The sequence below is a fragment of the Blastomonas sp. 34TW genome (genome assembly GCF_059803595.1).
The window spans coordinates 183451-210342 of the sequence record NZ_JAPFGW010000005.1 but is presented as its reverse complement, the minus strand read 5'-3'; the positions used below and the strand labels follow the sequence as shown (position 1 = coordinate 210342).

Below are 26892 nucleotides of genomic sequence, written 5' to 3'. Positions count from 1 at the left end.
GCGCAGATCCCCGCCGGCAAGCCCGTTGACGCACCGCACCGCCTGTGGCCGGCACCGCATAGTTATGATTTGCATTTCATCCATAACGGACTAATAGTCCCGCCAGTTTGGATCAATCGGCTAAGCAGGTGCGACTATGGAAGATGTGGAAACCTTGATTTCTTTGACGGCTGATATTGTCGTTGCGCATTTGAGCAACAACAAAGTGGCCAATTCGGACATTCCGCAGCTGATTTCCTCGGTCCATGCCGCGCTCCACAGCATCAACCAGCCTGCAGTTCCCGAGCCTGAAGCTCCCAAGGAGCCTGCGGTTCCGATCCGCTCGTCGATCAAGCCCGATCATCTCGTCTGCCTGGAAGACGGCAAGAAGCTTCGCATGCTCAAGCGCCATCTGATGGTGCACTACAACATGACACCCGATGACTATCGCGCGAAATGGGGCCTGCCCAAGGATTACCCGATGGTCGCCCCCAATTATGCCGAGCGCCGCCGCGAGCTGGCGCTGCAGATTGGCCTCGGCAAGCAGGGCCGCGGCGGCGGTCGCAAGAAAAAGGTCTGATCGACCGACACTTCAGTCTGACATAGCGGACTGGGCAAGGGGGCGTCTTCGGGAGGAGCCGTCCCCTTGTTTGTTTCTGGCCCCTTCGTGTTTGCGCAGCACCCTCAACGCGCGGTGTAGAGTTCCGCAATCGACAGCGATCCCCTGCCCCGCGCGCGGCAAGCCACCGGGCAGGTGAATATCTGGACACGAATGAACCCCCTGAAACTTGGTTTGACGGACAGGTCAGAGCGCTTCACTATCGTCGCAGTAGCCCCTACCCACGTGACCAAACATGCACTTTCGGGGCGTCGTGCGCGTGTGGCAAATTGTCGCAAACGGTCACAAATCGGCGCCTGTTCAATAACTTATATGCTTTTATGTTAATTTACCCCTGATTTGGGGATTTGCCGAGCGGACTCCCATCCATGCCTCATCATCTGCCTGCGCTATCCCGCACCAGCGTCATCGCGATCAGTTTTGCCGCGATGATCCTGCTCGGGGGGCTGCTCCGTCAGACCGGCGAAGCGCTGGGTGGGATGCTCGATCTGACCCTGACCGGGGCGGAGGCGCGTGCGCTGCTGGATAGGCTCACGCCTTGGCAGCGGGATCTGCATGCGCACGCGACCCTGCTGTATGACGGCCTCTATCCGCTCGCTTATGGCGCATTCTTCGCCGGGCTCGCGGTTCGTCTGGGCGGTGCGAAGGCGCGCTGGATCGCGCTGGTGATGCTGGGCGGCATGGTCGCCGATTATGCCGAGAACATCGTGCAGCTGCTCGCGCTCAGCGGGCGGGCGGATTGGCTCGATGCCAAGGCGGTGCTGACGCCGATCAAGTTCGCGCTGACCGGCACCGCAGTGCTGGCGACGCTGGTGCTGGCGATCAGGGCGACATGGGCCAGAGTGCGGCGCTAGCGCGCGACCGCCTTGCCACGAAAAGGCCAGCTACCGATCTGCTCCCACGGCCCGCCGCGATAGCGATGCAGCGCAAGGCCCGTGATCGCCAGCGGGCGGGGCATGAAGGTGGTAGACAGCGCAGCGTGCAAGGCGCGCGCGGCGGCGGCTTCTACCTTGTTCTGCACGGTTATGTGCAGCCGGGGCACGCCCTGATCCTGCGCGGTGAGCAGGCCGTGCAGGCCTTCCGCCATCATCGCGCGGATCGCCAGCAAGCCGGGTGAATGAATGCGCAAGGCAACGCCATTGCCCATGCGCATGACCTCGCTCAGCCTGGCATCGGGGCAGGCGAATTCTCGCGCCAGCGCCCGCGTCCGCTCGACGATCTCACCCTCGCAATGGCCAGGCAGATGGTGAAAGAGCGTGACATGCGCCTCGACCACATTCCGGTCGGCAGGATAATGCGCGCGGCGCAGCGCATCGGCCCAGGCCTGATCGGCTGCGCCCATTGTCGCTGTCATGATGATCGGTTCGCGCCGCATCTCAGCTTCCTAGCGGGGATCGGCGGATGCACAAAGGGGCGCGGTGCATTGCTGCACCGCGCCCCCGCTTGCGACCCGTCTAGGGATCTCGTCTGTCAGTTGGCTCAGGCCAGTTCGGGCTGCTTCGCCTTGATCTTGGCCAGAACGTTTTCCGGGGCGGTTTCGCCATAGGGATCGTTGTCCAGACCGTGGTCGTTGATGCCCGGCTCTTCGAACCAGTCGGTGATCACGCCATTGTCGACGACCATCGCATAGCGCCAGCTGCGTTCACCGAAACCGACATGGTCCTTGCGGATCAGCATGCCCATGCGGCGGGTGAAGTCGGCCGAACCATCGGGAAGCAGCTTGACCTTCTCGACGCCCAGCGACTTGCCCCACTGGTACATCACGAACGCGTCGTTGACCGACACGCAGTAGATTTCGTCGATGCCTTCGGCGCGAAAATCGTCATACATGGCTTCGAAGCCCGGAACCTGCGAGTTCGAGCAGGTCGGGGTGAACGCGCCGGGCAGCGAGAAGATGACCACGCGCTTGCCAGCGACCAGATCGCCGGTGAGCTTGTCTTCCCAACGGAAGGGGTTGGGGCCTTCGATGCTGTCGTCGCGCACGCGCGTCTTGAGGCAGACATTGGGAACCTGACGTCCGATCATGGGAAACTCCTTGAACGATGGGGGACTATGTTTTGCAGTGCAGCATCTAGGCAAGCGCAGCCGCCAAGTGAAATGAAAACATTCGTGTGCCGTGATCGCTTTTTTCGATGATTTGGTCGCATTGGCCATGACACTCGATTGGACCGCGCGCAGAACGGCGTGACATGGTTGCAATAGTCACAGAATATCTTCACCTTGAATGCATCTGGAGGGAGCCTCAATGATCCTGTCACGGCCCTTGGGCTGGTTCTGGCTGCTGGCCATCGTTCTGCTGGCGTGGAACGTCATCGGCCTCGTCGCCCTGCTGTTCGACCCCGTGTTGGGCCTGGGCGATGTTTCGAAGCTCGCCCCGGAACAGCAGGCTCTGTACGCAGCGCGCCCCGCCATCGCCTTTTACGGCTTCGTACTGGCGACGGTGGCAGGGACGGCAGGTGCGATCGCTCTGCTGCTGCGGCGTAACTTTGCTCTCTGGCTGTTCATCGCCTCGGCGGTCGGGCTGGTGCTGCAGAACGCCTGGCTGTTCGCTGACCCTTCGCGGCTGGATGCCGGCGTGCTCGGCTTCCAGGCGCTGGTCGCCGGATCGATCGTGCTGGAAATCTGGCTGACGCTCACCGCAAAAAAGCGCCGCTGGAGCCGTTGATTACATCTCCCCGCGCGCGCGGCGGATGGCGAACCATTTTTCGACATTGCGGTTATGGTCGGCCAGCGTGCTGGCAAACACGTGCCCGCCGGTGCCATCGGCCACGAAGTACAACGCATCGGTGCGCGCCGGGTTGAGCACCGCCTCGATCGAGGCGCGGCCGGGATTGGTGATCGGACCCTTGGGCAGGCCGGTCATCGCATAGGTATTATAATCGTTCACCGCCGAGATTTCGGATTGGCGGATGCGACGCCCCAGCGGCTTGCCGCGCGTGATCGGGTAGATGATCGTCGGGTCCGCCTGCAGCATCATGCCCTTGCGGATTCGGTTGCTGTACACGCCCGCGATCATCCGCCGTTCGGACGCCTTGCCGGTCTCTTTCTCGACGATCGCCGCCAGGGTGACCGCTTCCTGCGGCGTCTTGGCGACCGTATCGGGCGAACGGTTGGGCCAGAGTTCGGCGATCGTGTCCTGCATCGCCTTCTGCATCCGCAGCATCACCGCGATGCGCTTTTCGCCGCGTTCGAAGCTGTAGCTTTCGGGAAGAATGGTGCCCTCTTCCGGGACGGGCACGTCGCCGGTGAGCAGCTTTTCCGCCATCAGCTTTTCGTGCACCAGGATGCTCGGCATGCCTTCGGGTACGGTGACCATCCGGCGGATGACCGCCCCGCCCTGCAGGATATCGAGGATCTGCGCGTTGCTCGCGCCTGCGGGAATGACGAATTCGCCCGCCTTGATCGGATCGCTGCCGCCGAACACCTTAGCGCGGTTGAGGAACGCGCCGGCCGAGCTGATCGCGCCCTTTTCCTCGAGCACCTTCGCTGCGCTGGCGAGCGAACTGCCTGCCGGGATGACCACGGACAGCTCTTCGGGCGCGGGGCCGGACGCGGTCCAGCCCCAGTAGAAATTGCCGCCGATCAGCAGCACCAGCGCCGCAGCGCCTGCCAGAACAATGCATCCCAGACGGCGCAGCATGATAAGCTCAGACCGCCTTCATGATCAGGCTGGCATTGGTGCCGCCAAAGCCGAAGCTGTTGTTGAGCACGGCCTTCACCTGCCGCTTCTTCGCGACATGCGGCACGAGATCCACGCCTTCGGTGCCTTCGTCGGGATTGTCCAGGTTGAGCGTCGGCGGGACGATCTGGTCGCGGATGGCGAGGATGCAGAAAATGCTCTCCACCGCGCCTGCGCCGCCGAGCAGATGCCCGATGGCCGATTTGGTCGAGCTCATCGAAACCCCGCCGATGGCGTCGCCGAACAGCCGCTTGACCGCGCCGAGCTCGATCGTGTCGGCCATGGTCGAGGTGCCGTGTGCGTTGATGTAATCGATATCGGCCGGTGTCATTCCCGCCTTTTTGAGTGCCATCTGCATCGAGCGATAGGCACCATCGCCTTCCGGATGCGGTGCCGTCACGTGATAGGCATCGCCCGACAGGCCATAGCCCACGACCTCGGCATAAATCTTGGCACCGCGCGCCTTGGCGTGCTCATATTCCTCCAGCACGACAATGCCCGCACCTTCGCCCATGACAAAGCCGTCGCGGTCCTTGTCATAGGGGCGGCTGGCCTGTTCGGGCCGGTCGTTATAGCTCATGTTGAGCGCGCGGGCCTGCGCGAACCCGGCTATGCCCAGCGGATTGACGGTGCTCTCCGCGCCGCCCGCCAGCATGATATCGGCGTCATCGTCGCGGATCATCCGTGCCGCATCGCCGATGCTGTGCGCCCCGGTGGAGCAGGCGGTGACGACCGCATGGTTCGGCCCCTTCAGACCATATTTGATGCTGACCTGACCCGAGATCAGGTTGATCAGCCGACCATGCACGAAATGCGGAGAAACGCGGCCCGGCCCCTTTTCCGCCAGCAGCAGCGACTCGCTCTCGATCCCCGGCAATCCGCCGATGCCCGATCCGATCGAGCAGCCCGTACGCAGCTTGGTCGCTTCGTCCATCTCGGCAAGGCCGGCATCTTCCAGTGCCTGGCCGGCGGCATCGATTCCGTAGATGATGAAGGGATCGACCTGACGCTGCACCTTGTGATCGACGCGCTTGTTGGGGTCGAAGCCATATTCGTGATCCGCTGGCTTGACCTCGCAGGCGATCTGGCACTTGTATTCGCTCGCATCGAAACGGGTGATGGTGCCCGCGCCGGACTTGCCGGCGAGCAGATTGCTCCATGACGTCTCGACATCGCCGCCCAACGGCGTGACCAGACCCAGACCCGTAATGACTACACGGCGCATTCGCCCCACTCCTGAAAAACCTGTTGCGACGTCTGCGGGCCCAAGCGCCCGCGAACGACGTTCGTCGAAAATGAAAAATGGCTTCCCCGCGTCGCCGAGACGACGATCAGGGAAGCCATCCTATCTTCACATGGTCGCAGCCAGATAGCAGCGACGCTGCCCACCGGACCCGGCCCGCCGATCGGTTTCGACGCGGTGCCTTGCCGGTGCGATGGGCCCCTGTGCCAGCAGCAAATCAGTCCTTGTGGCTGTCGATATATTCGATGGCATCGTTGACGGTGCTGATCTTCTCGGCAGCATCGTCGGGGATCTCGACGCCGAACTCTTCCTCGAACGCCATCACCAGCTCGACGATATCAAGGCTGTCAGCGCCCAGATCGTCGATGAAGCTTGCGTCTTCGGTGACCTTCTCGGCTTCCACGCCGAGATGCTCGATCACGATTTTTTTGACGCGGTCGCCAGTCTCACTCATTCAGAGTTCCTTCGATTTGTGTGTAACGAAAAATGCGAACTGAAATCACTGCCTCGCCCTAATGCCGCTTTTATCGGCTGGCAAGAGGGCTGCGTTACAGCATTGCCATGCCGCCATTGACGTGCAGCGTCTGGCCGGTGACATAGCCCGCCTCGCGGCTGGCCAGATAGACCACCGCCGCTGCGACATCGTCCCCCTCGCCCAGCTTGCCCGCCGGAATGCGTCCCAGCAAGGCGGATTTCTGCGCTTCGGGCAGAACCTCGGTCATGGCCGATGCGATGAAACCCGGCGCGACGCAATTGACGGTGATGTTGCGGCTGGCGAGTTCCGCTGCCAGCGCCTTGGACATGCCGACCAGCCCCGCCTTGGACGCGGCATAATTGGCCTGGCCGGGATTGCCGGTCGCGCCGACCACGCTGGTGATCGAGATCATGCGGCCGAAGCGCGCCTTCATCATCGGCTTGGCGGCGGCGCGGCACAGGCGGAACGCAGCTTCCAGATTGACGCGGATCACGTCCGCCCATTCCTCGTCCTTCATCCGCATCGCGAGATTGTCGCGGGTGATGCCGGCATTGTTGACCAGGATGTCGAGCGATCCCAGCGCCTCGACCGCCTGCGGGACGAGCGCATCGACGGCGGCAGCATCCGACAGGTCGCAGGTCAGCGCGACATGATCGCCACCGAGCGAGGCTGCAAAATCCTTGAGCTTGGCCTCGTTGCTGCCCGAAAGCGCCAGCCGCGCCCCATGCGCCGCAAGGCCGCGCGCGATGGCCGACCCGATGCCCCCGCTCGCGCCGGTGACCAGAGCGGTCATGCCTGTAAGATCGAACATTCGGTATCTCCTGTCATGCGCCTCTCCCCTACCCTGCCCCGCTCAGCCTGAGCCTGTCGAAGGCCACGCAAAATGGCCAGCGTGGGCGCGGGACCTTCGACAAGCTCAGGTTGAGCGGACGTTATGGGCGAGTTTGCTCCAAGCCTCAAACCGCTTCGAGCAGGCTTTCGATATCGCCCATCTCGACGATGCTCTCGCTGGCGACATCCTCGACGATACGCTTGATCATCGGGACCAGCACCTTGCCGCCCAGTTCGATGAAATGATCGACGCCCGCATCGCGCATCGCGATCACCGATTCCCGCCAGCGCACCATGCCGGTCACCTGATCGACCAGCAGCGTGCGGATCGTGCCCGCATCGCCGACCGGTGCGGCGGTGACATTGGCGAACAGCGGAACGATGGGATCCCTGATCTCGGTCGCGGCCAGCGCCTCGGCCATGCGTTCGGCGGCGGGCTGCATCAGCGCGCAATGGAAAGGCGCGGACACGGGCAGCATCATCGCCTTGCGCGCGCCCATTTCCTTGGCGATCGGCAGGCAGCGCTCGACTGCGGCAACATGGCCAGAGATCACCGCCTGGCCGAAGGCATTGTCGTTGGCGACGGCGCAGACCTGGTCCCCCGCCGCCTGCTCGGCAGCCTTGACCGCTTCTTCGAACTCGATGCCGAGCAGCGCGGCCATCGCGCCCTCGCCCACCGGCACCGCCGCCTGCATCGCCTGGCCGCGCAGCTTGAGCAGCCGGGCGGTGGTGGCAAGGTCGATCGACCCTGCGGCGCACAGCGCGCTATATTCGCCCAGGCTGTGCCCGGCGACATAGGCAAAGCTGACCGGCACATCGCCCGCCTGCCCCTGAAGCGCACGGAACACGGCGATCGCGTTGGCCATGATCGCGGGCTGCGCGTTCTCGGTCAGCTGCAGCTCGTCGGCCGGACCTTCGGTCATCAGCTTGAACAGGTTCTGGCCGAGCGCCTCGTCGACCTCCTCGAACACCGCGCGCGCCTCGGCGCTCGCTTCGGCCAGGGCCTTGCCCATGCCGACCTTCTGACTGCCCTGTCCCGGAAAAATGAATGCGCGTGTCATGACTGTCGTCGTCCCTCGCCCCACAAGATCGCGCCGGCGCCCTCCAGCCCCTGCGTCAAGCGCCGCCCGTTAATCCTGTTGCCCCATAGTTGCAAGGCACTTGCTGCCAAGCGGCTTGCGACGATTTAATCGATCGATTAACACCAGGGCATGGATGATACCGCATTTGCCGAGAGGCTGGAAACGCTTTGCCGCTCGAAGCTGGGCGGCACCGGGCCGCTCGCCGAGCTCAAACGGCTTTCCGGCGGCGCGAGCATGCAGAGCTGGCGCTTCGCCTGGGGCGGTGAGGTGCTGATCCTGCGGCGCATGCCCGAAGGATTGCGGGCGGATGACGCCGCGATCGATTCCGGCGCGCTCGATCTCGACGGCCAGGCCGATGTGATCGAAAGCGCGGGGGCACATGGCGTGATGGCGCCGGCAGTGCGCGCACGTTTGGCCCCGGAAGATGGCCTGGGCGAAGGCTTTGTCATGGCCTGCGCCCCCGGCGAAGCACTTCCGCACGTGCTGCTGCGCGATCCGGCCTATGCAGGTGCACTCGAAAGCCTGCCGCAACAATGGGCCGAGCAGCTCGCGGCGATCCACGCGATTGCGCCTGCCAGCCTTCCCTCGTCACTGACCTATCGCACCCCGACCCAGATGCTGGCCGATCTCGAGCAACGCTGGCGCGATCTGGGCGGAATATCGCCCATCTACGCGCTCGCGTTCGGCTGGCTGGAGCGTGCATTGCCGGAGCCGGTAGAGCCGCGGCTGTGCCATGGCGATTTCCGCATGGGCAATCTGCTGGTCACGCCGCAGGGCCTGTCGGCGGTGCTCGACTGGGAGCTGGCGCATCTGGGCGACCCGGTGCAGGACCTGGCCTTTGGCTGCATCCCCAGCTGGCGCTTCGGGCGCTATGACAAGGTGCTCGGCGGCTTTGCGCAGCCCGAGGACATGCTGGCGCATTACGAGGCGATCACCGGGGCGCCGGTCGACCGGGCGCGCTTCCGGTTCTGGCTGGTCTATTCGTGCCTGTGGTGGGGCATATGCTGCCTGATCATGGCCGATATCTGGCGGCGCGGCGACAAGGCCAATCCCGAACGGCTGGTCATCGGTCGCCGTGTGTCGGAGGTGGAGATCGATCTGCTGCTGATGCTGTCGGACGAACTGGTTGATGTCCCCGCGCCGATGGATTGGCCCATGGCGGACATCGCCGCTGAAAACGGTGTGCCAACCGGTGCGGCGCTCACAGAGGCCGTCAGCCTCTGGCTCGATGGGAAGGTCGCCGCCACGGCACAGGGCCATGCGAAGTTCGAAGCGAAGGTCGCGGTGAACGCGCTGGGCATGGCAGCGCGCGATGCTGCGCTTGGCCCCGGGTTCCGCGCCAGTCAGATGAGGCGCCTCGAAATTCTGGGCTATGATGCCCCCGCTCTGGTCGCCGCGCTGCGCCAGGATCCGGCGCATGTCACTCCGGCGGTGCACCACCATCTCCGCCGGCTGGCAGCAGAGAATTGCCTGATCGATCAGCCGCGCTATGCAGGCCTTGCTGTAGCCCGCACCGCATGGAGCCAGCCCCCCCGGACATCTGGAGAAAATTTATAATCTGGCGCAATTTAGTCGCTTAATCCGCCGCGTCCCCGGTCGTTAAGTCCAGTGAACGATCAATTAAGGACGATTGGGTCAACCGATGGCAGAACTCCAGGCAGCACGCGGCAATCTCAGGGACCGGATGAAACTCGCCGCGTCGATCCTGGCAGGCCAGGCCAAGGCCGAAGAGGAGGCTCCGAAGAAGGAGACCGTCTTCGAGAACATCAAGAAGCAGCACTATCTCAAGATCTTCTCGTTCCTTGAGCAGGTGCAGCTCGATCCGGTACCGGACAACTACAAGCTGGCCTGGGAATATCTGAACGGCGGCAACAACACGCTGCGCGCTGCCGTGGACCGCAAGCTCGATACCCAAGGGCGATTGTCTTCGGAAACCGTTGCGGAAATTCTCGACGAGTGCGAGGGCCAGATGAAGGTGCAGGACCTCAACGCCCTGGTCGCCGAGAGCGAGGCGCTGCTCGCCGGAGGCTTCAAGACGCTGAGCAAGAGCGGCAAGGAAAGCATGGCCTATGCCGAGGCGCTGCAGACCCGGCTCGACTGGATGCGCGAGCTCGATCCCGCCGAACAGGCCGACATGCCGATCGAGGCGCAGTTCAAGGCGCTGCTCAAGATCACCACGCAGATGATGCAATCGACCAAGAAGGCAAGCGAAAGCCTGGACGAGAGCACCAAGAAGCTGAGCCAGATGCGCAGCCGCCTCGACGAAGCCAATGAAAAGGCACAGCGCGACCAGCTGACCGGCCTGCCCAACCGCTGGGCGTTCGAACAGCAATTTTCGGCTGCGACCATCCGCGCCAAGGAACGGTTCGAGCCGCTCTCGGTCGCGTTCATCGATATCGACCATTTCAAGCAGGTCAACGACACGCATGGCCATGAGGCGGGCGACCGCGTGCTGCAGCTGGTCGCCAAGACGCTCGATGGCTTCACCCGCGGCAACTGCCATCTGGCACGCCATGGCGGCGAGGAATTCGTCATCGTGCTGGAAAACACCACCACTGCCGAAGCAAAGAAGCAGATCGATGCGGTGCGCGAGGACCTGGCCGAACGCTCGCTGGTCAACAAGGAGAATGGCGAGCCCATCGGCCGCATCACCTTTTCTGCCGGGGTTGCGCCGTTCATTCCGGGCGAGGCCAACCGCCAGGTGCTGCGCAACGCCGATGCCGCGCTGTACGAAGCCAAGAATACCGGGCGCAACCAGGTGCTGATCTATCACGGGGGCTGAGCCTGCGGGCTGGCCAATGCCTGGGGCATTGGCACCCTTCCTTCGTCATTCCCGCAAAAGCGGGAATCCCGCTATCTGCACTGACGTCCGTCCAGAAGCGGGACCCCCGCCTTCGCGGGGGTGACGGAAAAGAGTATAAACTGGACTTGGAGCTCACCGCCACCATGCCGCTTTTTCTCGTCTCGGCGCTTGCTTTCTTCCGGCTTTTGGGTATTAGCCCGCGCTTGCCCTCGGACGAGTGACCCTCGACCCTGGCATGAAGAAAGCCGGAGGGGTGTGTCGCATGGGGCGCGCATCAGCGATCGGCAGATGAGTAAAGGAAGCCAACATGCCGATGTACGAGCATGTGTTTCTGGCGCGCCAGGACCTGTCCCAGGCCCAGGTGGACGCGCTGGCCCAGACCGCAACCGAGATTGTCGAACAGAACGAAGGCAAGGTCACCAAGACCGAGACCTGGGGTCTGCGCAACCTCGCCTACAAGATTCAGAAGAACCGCAAGGCGCACTTCGTTCTGCTGAACATCGAAGCCCCCGCCGGCGTCGTCGCCGAGCTGGAGCGTCAGACTTCGATCAACGAAGATATCATCCGTTACCTGACCGTGCGCGTCGACGAGCTGGAAAGCGGCCCGTCGGTGATGATGCGCAAGCAGGACCGCGAACGGCGCCCGCGCCGCGACCGCGAAGCCTGAGACAGAAAGGGATAACGACACATGGCACGCCCATTTTTCCGCCGCCGCAAGTCCTGCCCGTTTTCGGGCAAGAACGCTCCCGCCATCGATTACAAGGATGTGCGCCTGCTTCAGGGCTTCATGTCCGAACGTGGCAAGATCGTCCCCAGCCGCATCACCGCGGTTTCCGGCAAGAAGCAGCGTGAGCTGTCCAAGGCCATCAAGCGCGCTCGCCATATCGGCCTGCTGCCGTACATCGTGAAGTAAGGAGCAAGGGACATGCAGATCATTTTGCTCGAACGGATCGAGAAGCTGGGTTCGATCGGTGACGTCGTCACCGTGAAGGACGGCTATGCCCGCAACTTCCTGTTGCCCAACAAGAAGGCGCTGCGCGCCAACGAAGCCAACCGCAAGGTGTTCGAAGCCAATCGCGAGCGCATCGAGGCCGAAAACCTCGCCAAGCGCGACGAAGCGGCCAAGCGCGCCGAGTCGGTCGACGGCATGCAGGTCGTCCTGATCCGCGCCTCGTCGAACAGCGGTCAGCTTTATGGTTCGGTGTCGGTCCGCGACATCGCCGATGCGCTGAACGCCGATGGTGCCAATGTCACCAAGGCGATGATCATCCTGGAGCGCCCGATCAAGACGCTGGGCGTGTTCCCGGTCAAGATCGCGCTGCACCCGGAAGTGTCGGTCAGCGTTACCGTCAACGTCGCGCGCAGCGACGACGAAGCCGAGCTGCAGAAGGCCGGCGTCGACGTGATGGCGCAGATGTTCGAGGAAGACCAGGCACCCGCCGGCTTCGTCGAAAAGTTCGACCCCAATGCCGAGCCGGGCACCATCCCGGTTGACGAGCCCGAAGAAGGCGAAGGCGAAGACGCCGCGGCCTGATCGAAAGGTTACGGTTCATCAAGAAGGCCGGGTTCCAGCGTTGGAGCCCGGCCTTTTTTTGGTCATGGGCAATGCTCATCCAGACTCCCCTCCCTCTCAAGGGAGGGGTTGGGGGTGGGTGAGCGAGATTGCGCATAGCTGGGCGCAAACGACCCACCCCTTACCCATCCCTGGCCAGGGAGGGGAACGCGTCCAGCGCCGTCCGCCGCTATACGCCTCACTGCGCTGGCGGGCTCACCACTTCCTGGTTGAAGCGCTGCGCCAGCACGACGAAATTGGTCACCTCGCGCCGCAACGTGCCGCGCTTGACGCCGAAATCGCTGATCAGATAGCGCGCGACAAAGGGTTCGCCGGCCACCGATACGCCCGCCTTGCTGAACTCGTACAGCCGGTTGAAGTCGCCTGCAGCCTGCGCAAGATTCTGCGGATTGCGCTCTGCCGGCTTGGGCCAGAAGGCGAGCATGTACAGGCCCTGGCACTGGGTCGGCTGGTTCGGCGGACAGGCGGTGAAGAACATGTTGATGCGCAATTGGCCAAAACTTGCCTCGACATACGGGCGGCCCTCGGGCGTCTGGCGGTCGGCGATGGTCACGCCATTGCCGAATGGGGCCAGGATTTCGCGCACGCTGGTCGGGGTGAAGGCGTTCACCTCTATCCGGTCGTCGGCATTGCCTTGCTGCTGCTGCGCCGTTCCCGGCGCCGAGACCGCCAGCGCCAGCGCTGCTGCCAATAAGGGGCCGCCCCTGCGAATCGTCCTGCCCGTTCCTGTCATCCGTCACTCCATCCCGCGCCAACCGACCCTAAGCCATCATAAGCGGCGCGAGGCGGCGCTTGCAACCGCCTGAAATCTTGCGCTCGCCGGGGCGCAGACAACAGTAATGACAGTGCCATCTGGAGTCGTTAAGAGCTTAACATGAGCACTATCGAAACGATCATCACCCAGCTTGCCGACCATTACGAACAGTCGGTCCACACTCTCCAGACCGCGATCCGCGCCTTTGTCGAGAACGGCACGCCGCCCGATCCGGCGCTGCGCACGAACGGCGCGTTCAGCTATCCCTGCCTGCGCATCGAATATGGCGGCAACGAACGCGGGGCGGCGCCAGGCCTGTCCTTCGGCCGCCTCAACGCGCAGGGCGTGTACACCACCACGGTCACCCGCCCGCGCATGTTCGCCGACTATCTGACCGAGCAGCTGACCCTGCTCAGCGACAATTACGATGTCGTCATGTCGGTGGGGCCGAGCGACCAGGAAATCCCCTTCCCTTACGTGCTCGACGGCATTTCCGGGCCGGAACTGGGCGGCATCACCCCGCTCGAGCTGGCGCGCTATTTCCCGACCACCGAACTTGCGGATATCGGCGACGAGATTGCCGACGGGTTCCTGTCGTTCGGCTATGGCGGCGAGCGGCCCTTGTCGTTGTTCGACGGGCTGCGCACCGATTTCTCGCTGGCGCGGCTGCGGCACTATACCGGCACCCCACCCGAGCATGTCCAGCGCTTCATCCTGTTCACCAACTATCACCGCTATGTCGATGAATTCGTGGGCTGGGCGTGCAGCCAGATCGGCAAGGGCCATTATACCGCGCTATCGGGCGCGGGCGGGCTCTACACCGATCAGCCGGGCGCCGACCCCAGCCAGCTGGTCGCCGACAGCGCCTGGCGCCGGCACCAGATGCCCGCCTATCACCTGATCGCGCCCGATTTCGGCGGCATCACCCTGGTCAATATCGGCGTCGGTCCGTCGAACGCCAAGACGATCACCGACCACCTCGCGGTGCTGCGCCCCGAGGTATGGCTGATGATCGGCCATTGCGGCGGCCTTCGCCCCACCCAGCGGATCGGCGATTATGTGCTCGCGCATGCCTATCTGCGCGACGACCACATCATGGACGAGGTGCTGCCCCCCGAAATCCCGATCCCGCCGATCGCCGAGATCCAGCAGGCGCTGGCAGAAGCGGCGGAGGAAATCTCGGGCACCAGCGGCGCAGACCTCAAGCGGCGGATGCGCACCGGCACCGTCGTCACCACCGACGATCGCAACTGGGAGCTGCGCTATTCGACTAGCGCGCTGCGCTTCTCGCAGTCGCGCGCGGTCGCGATCGACATGGAAAGCGCAACGATTGCCGCGCAGGGCTATCGCTTTCGTGTGCCGTACGGAACGCTGCTCTGCGTATCGGACAAGCCGCTGCATGGTGAGCTCAAGCTCCCCGGCCAGGCGAATCGCTTCTACGAGGAGGCGATCGCGGCGCACATGCAGATCGGTATCCGCACCTGCGAGATGCTGCGCGGAGAGAGCAACAGCCTGCACAGCCGCAAGCTGCGCGCGTTCAACGAGCCGCCGTTCCGCTGATCACCTGCACTGAACAGACTTTCTGGACGACTAGGGCCGCAATGGGAGAGCGAGACTCAACCCATTGCGGCCCTTGCATTTTCTGCCTACCCGTTACCGTAACATCTGCATATATTTGCAGGTATGTATTGACCTAGTTTAGCGGATAGCCATACTCGATGGCATGCCGCACCGTGTTCCAGTCGCCCGCGAACTCGCCGAGGTCTTCAAGCTGATCGCGCATCCGGACCGGATTCGCCTGATCGAGGAGCTTCGCACCGGCGAGTGCGACGTCACCACGCTCGCGGAAAAGCTGAGCCTGCCGCCGACGCGTCTTTCCCAGCATCTCAGCCTGCTGCGCACCGCACGCATGGTCGAGGAACGGCGCAATGGCCGTCAGCATCTCTATCGCCTGGCCCAGCCACAGATTGCCGGCTGGATCACCGACGGGCTCGCCTTTGTCGAAGCCCGTGCCCCTGCGGCCTTGGCCGGAGATTTGCGCGAGGTGCGTGAACTCTGGTCCTGATCAAACCAACCCTTAAGCCTCAACAAGGAGCCTCCCCATGCCCCATTTCGCCGCCGGCGTCGTCCGCTTCCAGACCGAAGTCTTTCCCGAGAAGCAGGAGCTGTTCGAAAGCCTGGCCAAGGGCCAGTCGCCCGAAGCGCTGTTCATCACCTGCTCGGACTCGCGCATCGAAACCGCGATGATCACCCAGACCGAGCCTGGCGAGCTGTTCATCTGCCGCAATGCCGGCAATATCGTCCCCCCGCACACCCAGCAGACCGGCGGCATGACCGCTTCGATCGAGTTCGCGGTCGCCGCGCTCAAGGTCCCGCATATCGTGGTCTGCGGCCATACCGAATGCGGCGCGATGAAGGGCGCGATGAACCCCGAAGGTCTCGACAGCCTGCCGCACGTCCGCGAATGGCTGGGCTATTCGCGTGCGGCGGTCGAGGTGGTGAAGCATCTGGGCGCCGATCTGGACGATGATGCGAAGATGAAGATGCTGCTCGAACAGAACGTCATTCTGCAGCTCAACCATCTGAAGACGCACCCTTCCGTCGCGGTGCGGCTGGCCGCAGGCGAGCTGCAGCTGCACGGCTGGGTTTACGATATCCGCACCGGCGACGTGACCGCCTATGACGAGGCCACGGGCAAGTTCAATCCGGTGCACGAGCATTATGCGAGCGAAATGGCCGCGCTGGCGCTCGAAAAGCATCAGTGCGCCGCCTGATCGGAACCTGAGAATCGCCTCATTCAAGGACACTGGTCATGACAGCAGCAACCGCCCAGATGGGTGAATTCGAGACGATGAAGCGGAGCTGGCCACAGGACCTGCTCGCCTCGGTCGTCGTCTTTCTGGTGGCGCTTCCGCTCTGCCTTGGCGTCGCCATCGCATCGGGCGCGCCCCCCGCGCTCGGTCTGATCACCGGCATTATCGGCGGCCTGGTCGTCGGCACTCTGGCGGGCTCGCCGCTGCAGGTCAGCGGCCCTGCCGCAGGCCTGGCAGTGCTCTGCTATCAACTGGTCCAGGAACAGGGCCTGATCATGATGGGTGTCGTCGGCCTGATCGCCGGCGCGCTCCAGCTGATCGCGGGCATCGCCCGGCTCGGCCAGTGGTTCCGCGCTATCTCGCCATCGGTCATCCACGGCATGCTCGCCGGGATCGGCGTGCTCATCCTGGGCTCGCAGTTCCACGTGATGATCGATGACAGCCCGCGCGGCAGCGGCATCCAGAACCTGATCTCGATCCCCGAGGCGATCTACAAGGCCATCTTCCCGATGGCGATGGACAGCCATCATCTGGCTGCGATCACGGGCGTAGCGACCATCGCCGCGATCCTGCTGTGGAACCAGTTCAAGCCCAAGCAGCTGGCCGTGGTCCCCGCGCCGCTGATCGCGGTGATCGTCGGCACGATGGTCGCGGCCTTTGCCGGGTTCGACATCAAGCGCGTCACCGTACCCGACAATATCATCGCCTCGCTCAACATCCCGACCATGGAAGCGCTGCAGCGCGGCCTGACCATGGAAATCCTGCTGCTCGGCGTGGTCTTCGCCTTTGTCGCCAGTGCCGAAACGCTGCTATGCGCCACGGCGGTCGATCAGATGCACACCGGCCCGCGGACCAAGTACGACAAGGAACTGCGCGCGCAGGGCATCGGCAACATGCTCTGCGGCGCGGTCGGCGCGCTGCCGATGACGGGCGTGATCGTCCGCTCCTCGGCCAATGTGCAGGCGGGCGCAAAGTCGCGCATCTCGGCGATCATGCATGGCGGGTGGATTCTGGCGACCGTCGTCGCCCTGCCCTGGCTGCTGGCGCTGATCCCGACCGCAGCGCTCGCCGCGATCCTCGTCTATACCGGCTACAAGCTGGTCAACATCGCGCAGATCAAGAAGATCGCTTCCTATGGCCGTGTCGAACTGGCGATCTATTTCGCCACGCTGGGCGGCATCGTGGTGTTCGATCTGCTCACCGGCGTGATCATCGGCTTCGTGCTGGCGACGGCCAAGGTGGTCTATACCTTCACGCATGTCCGGGTCGATCTGGAGGATGACGAGATGGCGGGCCGCACCGACGTGTTCCTGCACGGATCGGCGACCTTCTTCTCGATCCCGCGCCTCGCCAGCGTGCTGGAGACCGTGAAGCCCGGCCGCGAGGTGCATGTCCATGTCGAGCATCTCGACCATATCGACCATGCCTGTCTCGACATGCTGGGTGCGTGGGAGAAGCAGCACAAGGCAACCGGCGGCAGCATGGTGATGGAGTGGCAGGATCTGCACGACCGCTATGCCTCGCCCTATCAGAAGATGCAGGATGCCGCGGACAGCCCCGGTACCGGCCCGGGAGACGGGCCAAAAAAAGCCAGGCCGGTGCTTGAGCCGGCGGCCTGATACCGGGTCTTACCCCAGCAGGAACAGATGCAGCGGCCGCCGGAGCAATCCGGTGGTCGTATGCATATCCAGTCGTCGAAAGAAATCGCACCCGGGTCGGATCGCGAGGGAACATTCTGCCTGTATCGGCGTAATCAATCCGGTGCAGGGGACCCAATTACCTTATTGTACAAGGAGATCACCATGAGTGATGCCATCAAGACCGCCGCCGAGCGGATCAAGACCGACGCATTGAACCTGGCCGAGCGTGCGCGCTCCGAAGCTGCCAGCGCCTTTGCCTCGGTCAATCAGAACCGTGACGAGCTTCGCGCCAAGGCGACCGAAACCGCCCGGCTGGCGGGTGAAGTGATCGCGGAAAATGCGCGCATCGCTTCCGATCTCGCCAAGCGCAATGCCTCGGCAGCCGCTGCCATCATCAGCGACAATGCCAAGTCGTTGACCACCGAAATGGGACCCTTGCGCGACAAGGCCGACGAACTGGCACAGAACGCCAGCGAGCGGCTCTCCGTCGTGGCCCGCGAGCTGTCCGAGAAGGTCAGCGAAAACAGCCGCTATGCCGCCCAGCAGGCCAGGGCGCATCCGGCGCTGACGCTCGGTCTGGCAGCAGGTGGTATCGCGCTGATTGCAGCGGCGATCGCCCTGTCGCGTCGCAGCAAGCAGGCAGCTGCCACCGCTGCAGATGAAAATAGTGATTATGTCGATCAGAACGTTGTTCCCTCGACCACGAGCGCCGCAGGGGCGCCCTATAACGTTCACTGATTGACGGACCGTCAGGCGCAGCGCGCGATTCCCTCACGCGCGGTGTCTCGGGGCCTGTTTTCCAGATAGAGGCGCCCCCCGCTTCAGGAAGACAGGCCCCAAATTTTCCACTCCATCAACCAGCAAGGGCAAGCGAAACAGCCTTCCAGCCGCGTCGCTTGCCCTTGTTGCTAGATGATGGGGTTCTGAAAGGCGCGGCTCACCAGCCGCACTGCTTGCCCTTGTTCTGGTCCTTGAGCCAGGTCTGCAGCGGCGCAAAATATTCGACCAGCGCGGTCCCGTCCATCTCGCGCGTGCCGGTGAACGCTTCGAGCGCGTCGGGCCAGGGCTTGGATGCCCCCATTTCCAGCATCGCGTTCAGCCGGTTGCCCACTTCCTTGTTGCCATAGAAGCTGCAACGATGGAGCGGTCCCTTCCAGCCGGCGATGTCGCAGGCCGCCTTGTAGAACTGGAACTGCAGGATGCGCGCAAGGAAATAGCGCGTATAGGGCGTGTTGCCGGGGATATGGTATTTCGCGCCCGGATCGAACGCATTGTCCGGACGCTCCGCCGGAGGCACGATGCCCTGATATTGCAGGCGCAGCGCAGTCCACGCATCGTTGTAATCGGCGGGCTTGATCGAGCCGTCGAACACGCCCCAGCGCCAACGATCGACCAGCAGGCCGAAGGGCAGGAACGCCAGCTTGTCCATGCCCTGGCGCAGCAACAGGCCCAGATCCTTGTCCGCACCGGGCACCTTGGCTTTGTCGAGCAGGCCGATCTCGACGAGATAATCGGGCGTGATGGAAAGCGCCACCATGTCGCCGATCGCCTCGTGAAAGCCGTCATTCGCGCCGTCGAGATGCAGCGGATCCTGCTTGTTATAGGCCCGTTGATAATAATTGTGCCCCAGCTCGTGATGGATCGTGGTGAAGTCGTCGGCATTCACCTTGATGCACATCTTGATGCGGATATCGTCCTTGTTGTCGATGTCCCAGGCCGAGGCATGGCACACCACCTCGCGGTCCTGCGGCTTCACGAATTGCGAGCGCTGCCAGAAGGTCTCGGGCAGCGGCGCGAAGCCCAATGACGAGAAGAAGCCCTCGCCACCCTTCACCATCTTGAGCGGATCGTAATTCTTCGCCTTGAGCAATTCGGTCACGTCATAGCCGATATCGCCCGCGCCTGCGGGGGCCACAACGTCGTAGATGTTGCCCCATTCCTGCGCCCACATGTTGCCGAGCAGATCGGCGCGGATCGGGCCGGTCTTGGGCTGCACCGCATCGCCATATTTCTCGTTGAGCTTGGTGCGGGTGTAGCAGTGCAGATCGTCATAGAGCGGCTTGACCTGCTGCCACAGCTTCTCGGTGAGCGCCGCGAACTCGTCCGCGCTCATGTCATACTGGCCGCGCCACATCGCGCCGACATTCTTGAAGCCAAGCTCGCGCGCGCCCTGGTTGGCGATCTCGACCATGCGGGCGTAATCGTCCTTCATCGGCGCGCCGACATTGTCGTGCCAGCTGACCCACATTTCCTTGAGCTTCGCCGGATCGCGGACATCGCCCATCGCGGCTTCGATGTCCGAACCGCTGACCGACTTGCCATCGAGCGTGCCCTTGCCCTTGCCGTAGATCGACTGAAGCTCGGTGGCGATGGTGTTGAGCTCGGCCGCAGCGCCTTCGGTGGTCGGCGCGGGCAGGACGATGCCGCCGCGCAGCTTGTCGAGCTTGCGCCGCGTTTCCGCGCTCAGGCCCGGGACGTCGTTATACTTCGCCGCTTCGAGCGCGAAGCGCACCTGCATCTCAGTGCCCTTGGCCCCGACCTCGGCGGCGAGCGCGTTGGTATCGTCGGTCAGATAGGTCGAATTGATCCAGAACACCCGGCTGGCCGAGACCGTGTAATCGAAGCCCTCCTTCTCCGCCGCCGCGACAAAGGCTTCGGCATCGGCGGCGGTCGGCTTGGCGGCAGCGGTTTGCGAGGCCGCCTCTTCGGCAAAGGCCGGGGCGGCGACAGTCGCGACCGACAGCGCGATCACGGAAGCAAGCGATTTGAGCGATTTCATGAGCGAGGTCCTTGTGCGAACGGCAATTCGCGCGGGACGATGGAACCGCAGCGATGCAGCGTCAAGTGGTCAGAAATGAAACCATTTCTTCGGCCAGCGCCGGTTCGAGCACGCTCGACATGTGCGTACCCTTGATCTCGCGATAGGTCGCATGTTTCAGCTGGCGCGCCAGCTCGGGTGCGGAACCGTTGTCCTGGTCATCCGCCCCGCAGACCACCAGCACCGGGACGTCGCGCGCCACCAGTGCATCGGTATCGACCACACCGAAACTGTCGAGCAGCAGCCGTGCCGCTACCGGATCGATCCCTTGCGTCTTCATGAACGCCACCGCCAGAAAATGCGGATCGCCGCGCTTCACCTCGTCGCGCCGATCGATCGCGGTGACAAAGAAATCGCGCCGACGCGTCCAGCCGGTCAGCCCTTCCCAGCCCATGCCCGCGAGGATCGCCTTGCCCGGCGTCACGCCCGCCGCCAGCAGCTTGGCCGTCGTTCGCGCGCCGAGTGAAAATCCGCCGAGATCGAAATCGTCGAGCCCGAGCGTGTCGATCAGCGACAGCGCATCATCGACCAGTACGTCGCGCGGATAGGCCGCCGGATCATGCGGCGCGCCGCTCTGCCCATGCGCGCGCAGATCGGGCATGATGACGCGAAAACCCGCCGCCGCGAGCTTCGCCGCGTGCCCGAACTTGATCCAGTTGGTCTCCGCGCTGGAAAACAGCCCATGCAGCAACAGCAGCGGCCTGCCCTCCCCCGTCTCGTGCAAGGCAAGTTCAGTGCCGTCGAAGGAGCGAATGCTGGTGGTGGTGATGCTGTTGGCTGAAGCGGTCATCCCCGCTCTTTAAGGCCTGCCTGCTCCATGCGCCAGATGGCAAGTCCGATGCGGTCCTGGCCGAAAAAGGGTTCGCCCTGGAAGACCAGGGTCGGAACGCCCCAATGGCCGGCCATTTCGAGCGCTTCCTGGTTCGCAGCGAGTTCGGCATCGAGCGCTTCGGCGTCCGAGGCGGCGATCGCGTCGAGTTCGGCGAGGTCCAGCCCCGCACGTTCGGCGGCATGCTTGAGATGATCCCCCTCGTGCCAGTTTGCGGTCCCGCCCCAGATGAGCTGCGACACCTCGTCGCAAAAGGCCAGGCTCATGCCCATGCGTGCTGCGGCCTGGCCCATGCGGGTGATGCGATAGATATAGGGCTGGTCCGCCGCGATCGTCCGGGTCGCCATGTCCTGCACGATCGGATCGGGATTTGGCGGGAAGAACGGGATGCCGAGATATTGCGACAGGCGGAACACGTCGGTCAGCGTGTAGCGCAGCCAGCTGGGATGGTTGCGCTCGAAGAAGGTCGGCTCGCGCACCGCCAGCGGGTAGACCGGACGCAGGTTGAGCGTGAGGTCATATTGCTGTTCCATTGCACGATAGCGGCGCATCGCGAGATAGCTGTAGGGCGAGCGGAACGACCAGAAGATATCGGCTGTGAGTGTCATGTCACACAGACTGCCAAAAGATTGCGTTTAGCGCAAACGGAATTGTGCTGACTGCACTTCCATATAATGTCATATGCTATTATATCGCATGCCATGACAGACTCGGTAGGTTTTCTTCTCAACGACACCGCGCGGCTCTATCGCCGCACCCTTGATGGCATGTTGCGCGATCTGGGCATGACCAGCCTGCAATGGCGCACCGTTGCCCGGTTGAAGCGCGAACCGGGCATGCGGCAGAGCGAGCTGGCCGATCTGCTCGAGGTCGAGCCGATCACACTGTCGCGGATGATCGACCGGCTGGCCGATAGCGGCATGGTCTGTCGCAAGCCCGACCCCAATGACCGGCGCGCCTGGAACCTGTATCTCACCGACAAGGCGGACGGGCTGATCCGCCAGCTGGAAGTCGAAGCCAGGCGGGTCGAGGATCATGCCTTTGCCGGGCTCAGCGAAGACGAGCGCCAGGTGCTCGCCGGGCTGGTCGAGCGCGTTCGCGCCAATCTCTCGCGGAAGGAGGCTGTCGATGCTTGACCGCGACGAACGCATATCGGTGGGCGAGGACATGATGGAAGTCGAATCGCCTCAGGGCGCACCCTCCCCTTCTCCCGTGCCGCCGCAGCCAGCGGAAAAGGCCCCGCGCAAGTGGCTGAAGCGGGTGGTGATGGTCTCGGTCCCGCTCGCGCTGGCGGTTGCGGGCGGCTATTACTGGATGTCAGGCGGCCGCTATGTCTCGACCGACAATGCCTATGTGCAGCAGGACAAGGTTGCGGTGACATCCGAGGTAGGCGGCCCGATCATCGACGTGCGGGTGCGCGAGAACATGGCGGTCAAGGCGGGCGACGTGCTGTTCCGCATCGATCCGCAGCCCTATGAACTCGCGGTGCGTCAGGCCGATGCCGACATCGCCGGGGCCGAGGTCTCGGTTGCAACGCTCGCCAGCGAGGCGCGCTCGACCGGCGTGGGCATCGCCGCGGCGCAGGATGCGATCGATTATGCCAGGATCGATCTCGAGCGGCAGCAGGCGCTGATGGCGCGCGGCTTTACCACCAAGGCGCGGCTCGACGAGGCCGAGCGCCGCGTGCAGATGGCACGCGAGCAATTGCGCGCGGCGCAGGCCGATGCCGCCGATGCCCGCGCGAAGCTGGCGACCGGCAGCGCCGTTCCCGGTGTCAGTCCCGCGATCGCCCAGGCACGCGTGCGCCGCGAGACCGCCGCGCTCAACCTCGCCCGCACCGTCATCCGCGCGCCGGTCAGCGGCCGCGTCGTGCAGGCGGACCGGCTGCAAAAGGGGCAAGCCATGGTCGTCGGCCTCCCCGCGCTGACGCTGGTGATCGATGACCGCAGCTGGATCGAGGCCAATTTCAAGGAAACCGATCTCGACCATATGCGCGTGGGCCAGCCCGCCGAGGTGACGCTCGACGCCTATCCCGATCTCAAGCTGTCCGGACGGGTCGAGAGCATCGGCGCAGGCACCGGCGCGGAATTCTCGGTGCTGCCCGCGCAGAATGCGACTGGCAACTGGGTGAAGGTGACGCAGCGCGTGCCGGTGCGGATCCGGCTCGACAAGCCAACTGACCGCCGCCTGATCGCGGGGCTCTCTGCCGAGGTCACGATCGACACCGGCGAGCGCAAGTAACCGGCAATGGCCAGCCGCGCCGCCCCTGCCCCCGCACGCCATGCCGCACCGCCGTCCGCTGCGCAGGGCGATTTTGCGACGCTGCCGGTCAAACACCACGGTTTGCTGACACTGGCGGTGATGATGGCGTCGATCATGCAGATTCTCGACACCACCATCGCCAATGTCGCGCTGCCGCACATGGAATCGAGCCTGGGCGCGACGTCGGAAACAGTGACCTGGGCGCTGACCAGCTATCTCGTCGCCTCGGCGATCGCGATCCCGATCACCGGCTGGCTGGCCGAGCGGATCGGATCACGCAACCTGTTCATCTGGGCGGTGATCGCCTTCACCGCGTCCTCGCTGCTTTGCGGCGCGGCGACGGGGCTGGGCGAGATGGTGCTGTTCCGCGCCTTTCAGGGGATCAGCGCCGCGTTCATCGGCCCGTTGTCGCAGACCGTGCTGATGGACATCAACCCGCCGAGCAAGCAGGCCAAGGCCATGGCGCTTTGGGGCATGGGCATCATGGTAGGGCCGATCATGGGACCGGTGATCGGTGGATGGCTCACCGAAAATTACAACTGGCGCTGGGTGTTCCTGATCAACGTGCCGCTCGGCATCGTCACGGTCATCCTGATGCTGTGGCTGCTGCCCAGCCGTCCGAAGACCGACCGGCGATTCGACCTGTTCGGCTTTTCGATGCTCGCGCTCGGGCTCGCCAGCATGCAGGTGATGCTCGACCGCGGCACCCAGCTCGACTGGCTGGACAGCACCGAAATCCTGATCGAAGGCGCCATTGCCATCGGCTGTCTGTGGATGTTCGCGGTCCATATGACCTGGGGCAGGCAACCGTTGTTCGACCGTTCGCTGCTGGGCAATCCCAACATGTCCGCCGCCCTGCTGTTCATGCTCGTCGTCGGCATGGTCATGTTCGCCAGCATGGCGCTGCTGCCACCGATGCTGCAGCAGCTGTTCGGCTATACCGTGCTCGACACCGGCCTGCTGCTCGCCCCGCGCGGTTTCGGCATTCTCGTATCGATGGCGATAGCCGGCCGCCTGGTGACGAAAATCGACCCGCGCTATCTGATGGTCACCGGTGCCTCGATCTCGACCTATTCGCTGTACATGATGACCGGCTGGTCACTCGAAATGAGCTGGCAGCCGATGGTCGTGGCCGGCCTGGTCCAGGGCCTGGGCATGGGGCTGGTGTTCATCCCGCTCAACATGACCGCGTTCGCCACCCTGCAGCCGCGCCATCGCACCGATGGGGCCAGCCTGCTCAACCTGTCGCGTAGCATCGGCGCATCGGTCGGCATCTCGGCCATGACCGCGCTGCTCGGCCGCAACATCCAGGTCAGCCATGGCGACCTTGCTTCGCATATCACCGACAGCTCGCTCTCCGCGATCGATTCCGGCACGATAGAAAGGTTCGGCGCGCTGGGCGATGCGGCGATGATGGCGATCAACGGCGAGGTGAACCGCCAGGCAGCGATGGTCGCCTATATCGACGATTTCCACGCGATGATGATCGTCAACCTGTGCGCCATCCCGCTGCTGCTGCTGCTCAAGCGACCCGCAAACATGGGCGGAGCGCCGGTGCATATCGGGGAATGAGCGGGTCAGGTGGGACTTTCGGGCATCGCATAGATGCCAAGATCGACAACCAGATCGGCATATTCCGAACCGGCCACCCGTTTCAGCAATTCCTTGTCCGCCGTGACCATCCTGCATCCCATTTGCCGGGCCAGCTCGATATAGAGGCAGTCATAAACCGGGTGTCGAACGTGAAAGGCGATGGCAAGAGCACCGCTGACCAGTCCGGGCGACGGATATAGACGGCTGAAGAACTCAGGCAGATCATTGAGATTCTGCTTGGCATTGCCTTCTGCCAGCTCCGCCGCCTTGACCTTGCGCCAAAAGGTGTTGGCGGCCTCGACGATCAACCAGTCAGGCGCAATCAGTGGGTCGGGCAAAGCGAAGAGCTGACGCGCCGCATCAGTATCGTGCTCGCGGACCAGCCATTTGACAGCTACGCTGGCGTCAACGACCAGCGTCATCGGTCCATTTGCCGTGCTGGGTGTCGCGATCTTCACGGACCATCATCGTACTGTCGCTACCCAGCGGCGCATCCGGCGCTGTCAAAGCCAGCGCTTTGTCCGAAAGTTGCCGCAACTGCGCAGCAGGCTTTTTCACCAGCGGACGGTGCGCCTCGATCAGATCGCGCAGTTCCGCCTCAAGCGATGTGCCCCGCTCACGCGCGAGGGCACGATAGCTTTCCAGCGTTTCATCGCTGATCTTGCGGATCAAGGCCTGTCCCATGCACGCGATGATAGCAAAACGCTATCATCGCGACAAGATCAGCCCTTTTTGAGGTGGCGGCGGCCGAGCAGCTCGGCGATCTGCACGGCGTTGAGCGCGGCACCCTTGCGCAGATTGTCCGACACGCACCACAGCGAGATACCGTTCTCGACCGTGCTGTCGTCGCGCACGCGGCTGATGTACGTCGCGCCATCGCCGACGCATTCGACCGGGGTCACGTATCCGCCGTCCTCGCGCTTGTCGACCAGCATGATGCCGGGGGCCTCGCGCAGGATCTTCTGCGCGTCTTCGGCGCTCAGCTCGTTCTCGAACTCGATGTTCACCGCTTCCGAATGGCCGACGAACACGGGCACACGCACGCAGGTCGCGGTCAGCTTGATCTTGGGGTCGAGGATCTTCTTGGTCTCGACCACCATCTTCCACTCTTCCTTGGTCGATCCATCGTCCAGGAACACGTCGATATGCGGAATGATGTTGAACGCGATCTGCTTGGTGAACTTCTTCGGCTCGGCGCTGTCACCGACAAAGATGTTGCGCGACTGCTCGAACAGCTCGTCCATGCCTTCCTTGCCCGCGCCCGACACCGACTGATAGGTGGCGACAACCACGCGCTTGATCGTCGCGGCATCGTGCAGCGGCTTCAGCGCGACGACCAGCTGCGCAGTCGAGCAATTGGGGTTGGCGATGATGTTGCGCTGCGTATAGCCGTCGATCGCATCGGGGTTCACTTCCGGCACGATCAGCGGCACGTCCGGCTCCATGCGATAGAGCGACGAGTTGTCGATCACCACACAGCCTTGCGAGGCAGCCTTGGGCGCATAGATCTTGGTTGCGGCCGAGCCTGCGGCGAACAGCGCGATGTCCCAGCCGGTGAAATCGAAATGCTCGATATTCTGGACTTTGAGCATTTTGCCGGTTTCGCCGAACTCGATCATCGATCCCGTCGAGCGCGGCGAGGCGACCGCCGCAATCTCGGCAATCGGAAACTCGCGCTCCGCCAGGATGGCGAGCATTTCGCGACCGACATTTCCGGTCGCGCCGACAACGGCAACACGATAACCCACTTGATCTAACCTCCAGTGCAAATGCACCGGCGCGCCTAGCCCTTTACCCCCGGCAATACAAGCCGCGAGTAACCCCAATGCGACAGTCTGTGGCTGACTATTTCAAACCGCCGGTTACCGGTGCAACTAGGCTCAGGACCCATTAAATCGC

General features: G+C 63.5%; 30 protein-coding genes. 16 read left to right on the top strand and 14 right to left on the bottom strand.

Going from position 1 to position 26892, the window contains the following annotated elements; all coding sequences use genetic code 11:
- Window positions 1–136 precede the first annotated feature (136 nt).
- Together OPU69_RS08945 and OPU69_RS08940 are read left to right on the top strand one after the other, a co-directional pair.
- Window positions 137–559, top strand: coding sequence for a Ros/MucR family transcriptional regulator (locus tag OPU69_RS08945; RefSeq protein WP_060977111.1), 423 nt, complete (start codon window positions 137–139; stop codon window positions 557–559).
- 407 nt (window positions 560–966) lie between these two features.
- A complete protein-coding gene (locus OPU69_RS08940; protein ID WP_060977112.1) occupies window positions 967–1452 on the top strand; it encodes a hypothetical protein in 486 nt (161 codons plus the stop codon).
- Here OPU69_RS08940 and OPU69_RS08935 read toward each other — a convergent pair.
- Both OPU69_RS08935 and OPU69_RS08930 read right to left on the bottom strand, forming a co-directional pair.
- Window positions 1449–1973 (bottom strand): 2'-5' RNA ligase family protein, encoded by a 525-nt coding sequence (locus tag OPU69_RS08935; protein ID WP_498510457.1) that lies wholly within the window; start codon window positions 1971–1973, stop codon window positions 1449–1451. The genes OPU69_RS08940 and OPU69_RS08935 overlap by 4 nt on opposite strands.
- 104 nt (window positions 1974–2077) lie before the next feature.
- Window positions 2078–2623, bottom strand: coding sequence for a peroxiredoxin (locus tag OPU69_RS08930; RefSeq protein ID WP_066114329.1), 546 nt, complete (start codon window positions 2621–2623; stop codon window positions 2078–2080).
- 220 nt (window positions 2624–2843) lie between these two features.
- On the opposite strand from OPU69_RS08930, the gene OPU69_RS08925 reads away from it, so the two are divergent.
- Window positions 2844–3263, top strand: coding sequence for a hypothetical protein (locus tag OPU69_RS08925; protein WP_066043537.1), 420 nt, complete (start codon window positions 2844–2846; stop codon window positions 3261–3263).
- On the opposite strand, the gene mltG is transcribed toward OPU69_RS08925, so the two are convergent.
- The 5 genes from mltG to fabD all read right to left on the bottom strand — a co-directional run bounded on the left by mltG (window position 3264) and on the right by fabD (window position 7887).
- Window positions 3264–4235, bottom strand: a complete 972-nt coding sequence (mltG, locus tag OPU69_RS08920) for an endolytic transglycosylase MltG (RefSeq protein WP_060977273.1) — start codon at window positions 4233–4235, stop codon at window positions 3264–3266. It lies immediately after the preceding gene.
- Between the two features lie 10 nt (window positions 4236–4245).
- A complete protein-coding gene (gene fabF, locus OPU69_RS08915; RefSeq protein WP_060977116.1) occupies window positions 4246–5502 on the bottom strand; it encodes a beta-ketoacyl-ACP synthase II in 1257 nt (418 codons plus the stop codon).
- A 235-nt stretch (window positions 5503–5737) separates the two neighbouring features.
- On the bottom strand, window positions 5738–5974 hold the full coding sequence (locus OPU69_RS08910) for an acyl carrier protein (protein WP_498510454.1): 237 nt from the start codon (window positions 5972–5974) through the stop codon (window positions 5738–5740).
- A 94-nt stretch (window positions 5975–6068) separates the two neighbouring features.
- Complete coding sequence (gene fabG, locus OPU69_RS08905) at window positions 6069–6806, bottom strand: 3-oxoacyl-[acyl-carrier-protein] reductase (RefSeq protein ID WP_060977117.1); 738 nt, start codon at window positions 6804–6806, stop codon at window positions 6069–6071.
- A gap of 145 nt (window positions 6807–6951) precedes the next feature.
- Entirely contained in the window at window positions 6952–7887 is a 936-nt protein-coding gene (fabD, locus tag OPU69_RS08900) for an ACP S-malonyltransferase (protein ID WP_498510452.1), read from the bottom strand.
- A 150-nt stretch (window positions 7888–8037) separates the two neighbouring features.
- Here fabD and OPU69_RS08895 point away from each other — a divergent pair, with 150 nt between their 5' ends.
- The 5 genes from OPU69_RS08895 to rplI all read left to right on the top strand — a co-directional run bounded on the left by OPU69_RS08895 (window position 8038) and on the right by rplI (window position 12245).
- The gene (locus OPU69_RS08895; RefSeq protein WP_498510450.1) at window positions 8038–9465 is read left to right on the top strand and encodes a phosphotransferase family protein; all 1428 of its coding nucleotides are present in this window, start codon (window positions 8038–8040) and stop codon (window positions 9463–9465) included.
- A gap of 85 nt (window positions 9466–9550) precedes the next feature.
- Entirely contained in the window at window positions 9551–10690 is a 1140-nt protein-coding gene (locus tag OPU69_RS08890) for a GGDEF domain-containing protein (protein WP_060977120.1), read from the top strand.
- Window positions 10691–11018: 328 nt separating this feature from the next.
- Window positions 11019–11378 carry a 30S ribosomal protein S6 gene (gene rpsF, locus OPU69_RS08885; protein ID WP_023836483.1) on the top strand — a complete coding sequence of 120 codons (360 nt, stop codon included), beginning with the start codon at window positions 11019–11021 and terminating at the stop codon, window positions 11376–11378.
- Between the two features lie 21 nt (window positions 11379–11399).
- A complete protein-coding gene (gene rpsR, locus OPU69_RS08880; protein WP_023836482.1) occupies window positions 11400–11624 on the top strand; it encodes a 30S ribosomal protein S18 in 225 nt (74 codons plus the stop codon).
- A 12-nt stretch (window positions 11625–11636) separates the two neighbouring features.
- Window positions 11637–12245: a 50S ribosomal protein L9 gene (gene rplI / locus OPU69_RS08875; RefSeq protein WP_023836481.1), complete on the top strand. Its 609-nt coding sequence runs from the start codon at window positions 11637–11639 to the stop codon at window positions 12243–12245.
- Between the two features lie 217 nt (window positions 12246–12462).
- Here the strand turns inward: rplI and OPU69_RS08870 are convergent, their stop codons facing one another.
- On the bottom strand, window positions 12463–12975 hold the full coding sequence (locus OPU69_RS08870) for a YbjN domain-containing protein (protein WP_060977122.1): 513 nt from the start codon (window positions 12973–12975) through the stop codon (window positions 12463–12465).
- Window positions 12976–13158: 183 nt separating this feature from the next.
- On the opposite strand from OPU69_RS08870, the gene OPU69_RS08865 reads away from it, so the two are divergent.
- The 5 genes from OPU69_RS08865 to OPU69_RS08845 all read left to right on the top strand — a co-directional run bounded on the left by OPU69_RS08865 (window position 13159) and on the right by OPU69_RS08845 (window position 18229).
- Window positions 13159–14598 (top strand): AMP nucleosidase, encoded by a 1440-nt coding sequence (locus OPU69_RS08865; protein ID WP_498510446.1) that lies wholly within the window; start codon window positions 13159–13161, stop codon window positions 14596–14598.
- Between the two features lie 163 nt (window positions 14599–14761).
- Complete coding sequence (locus OPU69_RS08860; RefSeq protein ID WP_498510444.1) at window positions 14762–15103, top strand: ArsR/SmtB family transcription factor; 342 nt, start codon at window positions 14762–14764, stop codon at window positions 15101–15103.
- A gap of 37 nt (window positions 15104–15140) precedes the next feature.
- Window positions 15141–15812: a carbonic anhydrase gene (locus OPU69_RS08855; protein ID WP_498510442.1), complete on the top strand. Its 672-nt coding sequence runs from the start codon at window positions 15141–15143 to the stop codon at window positions 15810–15812.
- Between the two features lie 38 nt (window positions 15813–15850).
- Window positions 15851–17470, top strand: a complete 1620-nt coding sequence (locus OPU69_RS08850) for a SulP family inorganic anion transporter (protein WP_208597797.1) — start codon at window positions 15851–15853, stop codon at window positions 17468–17470.
- A gap of 183 nt (window positions 17471–17653) precedes the next feature.
- Entirely contained in the window at window positions 17654–18229 is a 576-nt protein-coding gene (locus OPU69_RS08845) for a hypothetical protein (protein ID WP_498510440.1), read from the top strand.
- A gap of 199 nt (window positions 18230–18428) precedes the next feature.
- Here OPU69_RS08845 and OPU69_RS08840 read toward each other — a convergent pair whose 3' ends face one another.
- The 3 genes from OPU69_RS08840 to OPU69_RS08830 all read right to left on the bottom strand — a co-directional run bounded on the left by OPU69_RS08840 (window position 18429) and on the right by OPU69_RS08830 (window position 21746).
- Window positions 18429–20270: a M2 family metallopeptidase gene (locus tag OPU69_RS08840; protein WP_498510438.1), complete on the bottom strand. Its 1842-nt coding sequence runs from the start codon at window positions 20268–20270 to the stop codon at window positions 18429–18431.
- 61 nt (window positions 20271–20331) lie between these two features.
- Window positions 20332–21099 carry an alpha/beta fold hydrolase gene (locus tag OPU69_RS08835; RefSeq protein ID WP_498510436.1) on the bottom strand — a complete coding sequence of 256 codons (768 nt, stop codon included), beginning with the start codon at window positions 21097–21099 and terminating at the stop codon, window positions 20332–20334.
- A complete protein-coding gene (locus tag OPU69_RS08830) occupies window positions 21096–21746 on the bottom strand; it encodes a 2-hydroxychromene-2-carboxylate isomerase (RefSeq protein WP_498510434.1) in 651 nt (216 codons plus the stop codon). The genes OPU69_RS08835 and OPU69_RS08830 overlap by 4 nt, the downstream gene beginning before the upstream one ends.
- 93 nt (window positions 21747–21839) lie before the next feature.
- Between OPU69_RS08830 and OPU69_RS08825 the strand changes: the two genes are divergently transcribed.
- Genes OPU69_RS08825 through OPU69_RS08815 form a run of 3 tightly spaced genes read left to right on the top strand, consistent with a single transcriptional unit; the run spans window position 21840 to window position 24972 of the window.
- On the top strand, window positions 21840–22274 hold the full coding sequence (locus OPU69_RS08825; protein WP_060977129.1) for a MarR family winged helix-turn-helix transcriptional regulator: 435 nt from the start codon (window positions 21840–21842) through the stop codon (window positions 22272–22274).
- Complete coding sequence (locus OPU69_RS08820; RefSeq protein ID WP_498510432.1) at window positions 22267–23379, top strand: HlyD family secretion protein; 1113 nt, start codon at window positions 22267–22269, stop codon at window positions 23377–23379. The genes OPU69_RS08825 and OPU69_RS08820 overlap by 8 nt, the downstream gene beginning before the upstream one ends.
- 6 nt (window positions 23380–23385) lie before the next feature.
- Entirely contained in the window at window positions 23386–24972 is a 1587-nt protein-coding gene (locus OPU69_RS08815) for a DHA2 family efflux MFS transporter permease subunit (protein WP_060977130.1), read from the top strand.
- Between the two features lie 5 nt (window positions 24973–24977).
- Here OPU69_RS08815 and OPU69_RS08810 read toward each other — a convergent pair whose 3' ends face one another.
- The 3 genes from OPU69_RS08810 to OPU69_RS08800 are packed head-to-tail and all read right to left on the bottom strand — an operon-like array spanning window position 24978 to window position 26741.
- On the bottom strand, window positions 24978–25415 hold the full coding sequence (locus OPU69_RS08810; protein WP_060977131.1) for a type II toxin-antitoxin system VapC family toxin: 438 nt from the start codon (window positions 25413–25415) through the stop codon (window positions 24978–24980).
- Window positions 25399–25665: a FitA-like ribbon-helix-helix domain-containing protein gene (locus OPU69_RS08805; RefSeq protein WP_155645993.1), complete on the bottom strand. Its 267-nt coding sequence runs from the start codon at window positions 25663–25665 to the stop codon at window positions 25399–25401. The genes OPU69_RS08810 and OPU69_RS08805 overlap by 17 nt, the downstream gene beginning before the upstream one ends.
- Window positions 25666–25715: 50 nt before the next feature.
- Window positions 25716–26741 (bottom strand): aspartate-semialdehyde dehydrogenase, encoded by a 1026-nt coding sequence (locus OPU69_RS08800; RefSeq protein ID WP_023836467.1) that lies wholly within the window; start codon window positions 26739–26741, stop codon window positions 25716–25718.
- Window positions 26742–26892: the final 151 nt, after the last annotated feature.

Bases quoted from the DNA above. Each gene is read 5' to 3' on its own strand.
- OPU69_RS08845 (WP_498510440.1), top strand. From the start codon at position 17,654: ATGAGTGATGCCATCAAGACCGCCGCCGAGCGGATCAAGACCGACGCA.
- OPU69_RS08930 (WP_066114329.1), bottom strand. From the start codon at position 2,623: ATGATCGGACGTCAGGTTCCCAATGTCTGCCTCAAGACGCGCGTGCGC.
- OPU69_RS08925 (WP_066043537.1), top strand. From the start codon at position 2,844: ATGATCCTGTCACGGCCCTTGGGCTGGTTCTGGCTGCTGGCCATCGTT.
- OPU69_RS08855 (WP_498510442.1), top strand. From the start codon at position 15,141: ATGCCCCATTTCGCCGCCGGCGTCGTCCGCTTCCAGACCGAAGTCTTT.
- OPU69_RS08940 (WP_060977112.1), top strand. From the start codon at position 967: ATGCCTCATCATCTGCCTGCGCTATCCCGCACCAGCGTCATCGCGATC.
- OPU69_RS08890 (WP_060977120.1), top strand. From the start codon at position 9,551: ATGGCAGAACTCCAGGCAGCACGCGGCAATCTCAGGGACCGGATGAAA.
- OPU69_RS08860 (WP_498510444.1), top strand. From the start codon at position 14,762: ATGCCGCACCGTGTTCCAGTCGCCCGCGAACTCGCCGAGGTCTTCAAG.
- OPU69_RS08825 (WP_060977129.1), top strand. From the start codon at position 21,840: ATGACAGACTCGGTAGGTTTTCTTCTCAACGACACCGCGCGGCTCTAT.
- OPU69_RS08835 (WP_498510436.1), bottom strand. From the start codon at position 21,099: ATGACCGCTTCAGCCAACAGCATCACCACCACCAGCATTCGCTCCTTC.
- rplI (WP_023836481.1), top strand. From the start codon at position 11,637: ATGCAGATCATTTTGCTCGAACGGATCGAGAAGCTGGGTTCGATCGGT.
- fabF (WP_060977116.1), bottom strand. From the start codon at position 5,502: ATGCGCCGTGTAGTCATTACGGGTCTGGGTCTGGTCACGCCGTTGGGC.
- OPU69_RS08850 (WP_208597797.1), top strand. From the start codon at position 15,851: ATGACAGCAGCAACCGCCCAGATGGGTGAATTCGAGACGATGAAGCGG.
- OPU69_RS08945 (WP_060977111.1), top strand. From the start codon at position 137: ATGGAAGATGTGGAAACCTTGATTTCTTTGACGGCTGATATTGTCGTT.
- OPU69_RS08910 (WP_498510454.1), bottom strand. From the start codon at position 5,974: ATGAGTGAGACTGGCGACCGCGTCAAAAAAATCGTGATCGAGCATCTC.
- OPU69_RS08865 (WP_498510446.1), top strand. From the start codon at position 13,159: ATGAGCACTATCGAAACGATCATCACCCAGCTTGCCGACCATTACGAA.
- fabG (WP_060977117.1), bottom strand. From the start codon at position 6,806: ATGTTCGATCTTACAGGCATGACCGCTCTGGTCACCGGCGCGAGCGGG.
- OPU69_RS08815 (WP_060977130.1), top strand. From the start codon at position 23,386: ATGGCCAGCCGCGCCGCCCCTGCCCCCGCACGCCATGCCGCACCGCCG.
- rpsF (WP_023836483.1), top strand. From the start codon at position 11,019: ATGCCGATGTACGAGCATGTGTTTCTGGCGCGCCAGGACCTGTCCCAG.
- fabD (WP_498510452.1), bottom strand. From the start codon at position 7,887: ATGACACGCGCATTCATTTTTCCGGGACAGGGCAGTCAGAAGGTCGGC.
- OPU69_RS08810 (WP_060977131.1), bottom strand. From the start codon at position 25,415: ATGACGCTGGTCGTTGACGCCAGCGTAGCTGTCAAATGGCTGGTCCGC.
- OPU69_RS08935 (WP_498510457.1), bottom strand. From the start codon at position 1,973: ATGCGGCGCGAACCGATCATCATGACAGCGACAATGGGCGCAGCCGAT.
- rpsR (WP_023836482.1), top strand. From the start codon at position 11,400: ATGGCACGCCCATTTTTCCGCCGCCGCAAGTCCTGCCCGTTTTCGGGC.
- OPU69_RS08820 (WP_498510432.1), top strand. From the start codon at position 22,267: ATGCTTGACCGCGACGAACGCATATCGGTGGGCGAGGACATGATGGAA.
- OPU69_RS08830 (WP_498510434.1), bottom strand. From the start codon at position 21,746: ATGACACTCACAGCCGATATCTTCTGGTCGTTCCGCTCGCCCTACAGC.
- OPU69_RS08895 (WP_498510450.1), top strand. From the start codon at position 8,038: ATGGATGATACCGCATTTGCCGAGAGGCTGGAAACGCTTTGCCGCTCG.
- OPU69_RS08840 (WP_498510438.1), bottom strand. From the start codon at position 20,270: ATGAAATCGCTCAAATCGCTTGCTTCCGTGATCGCGCTGTCGGTCGCG.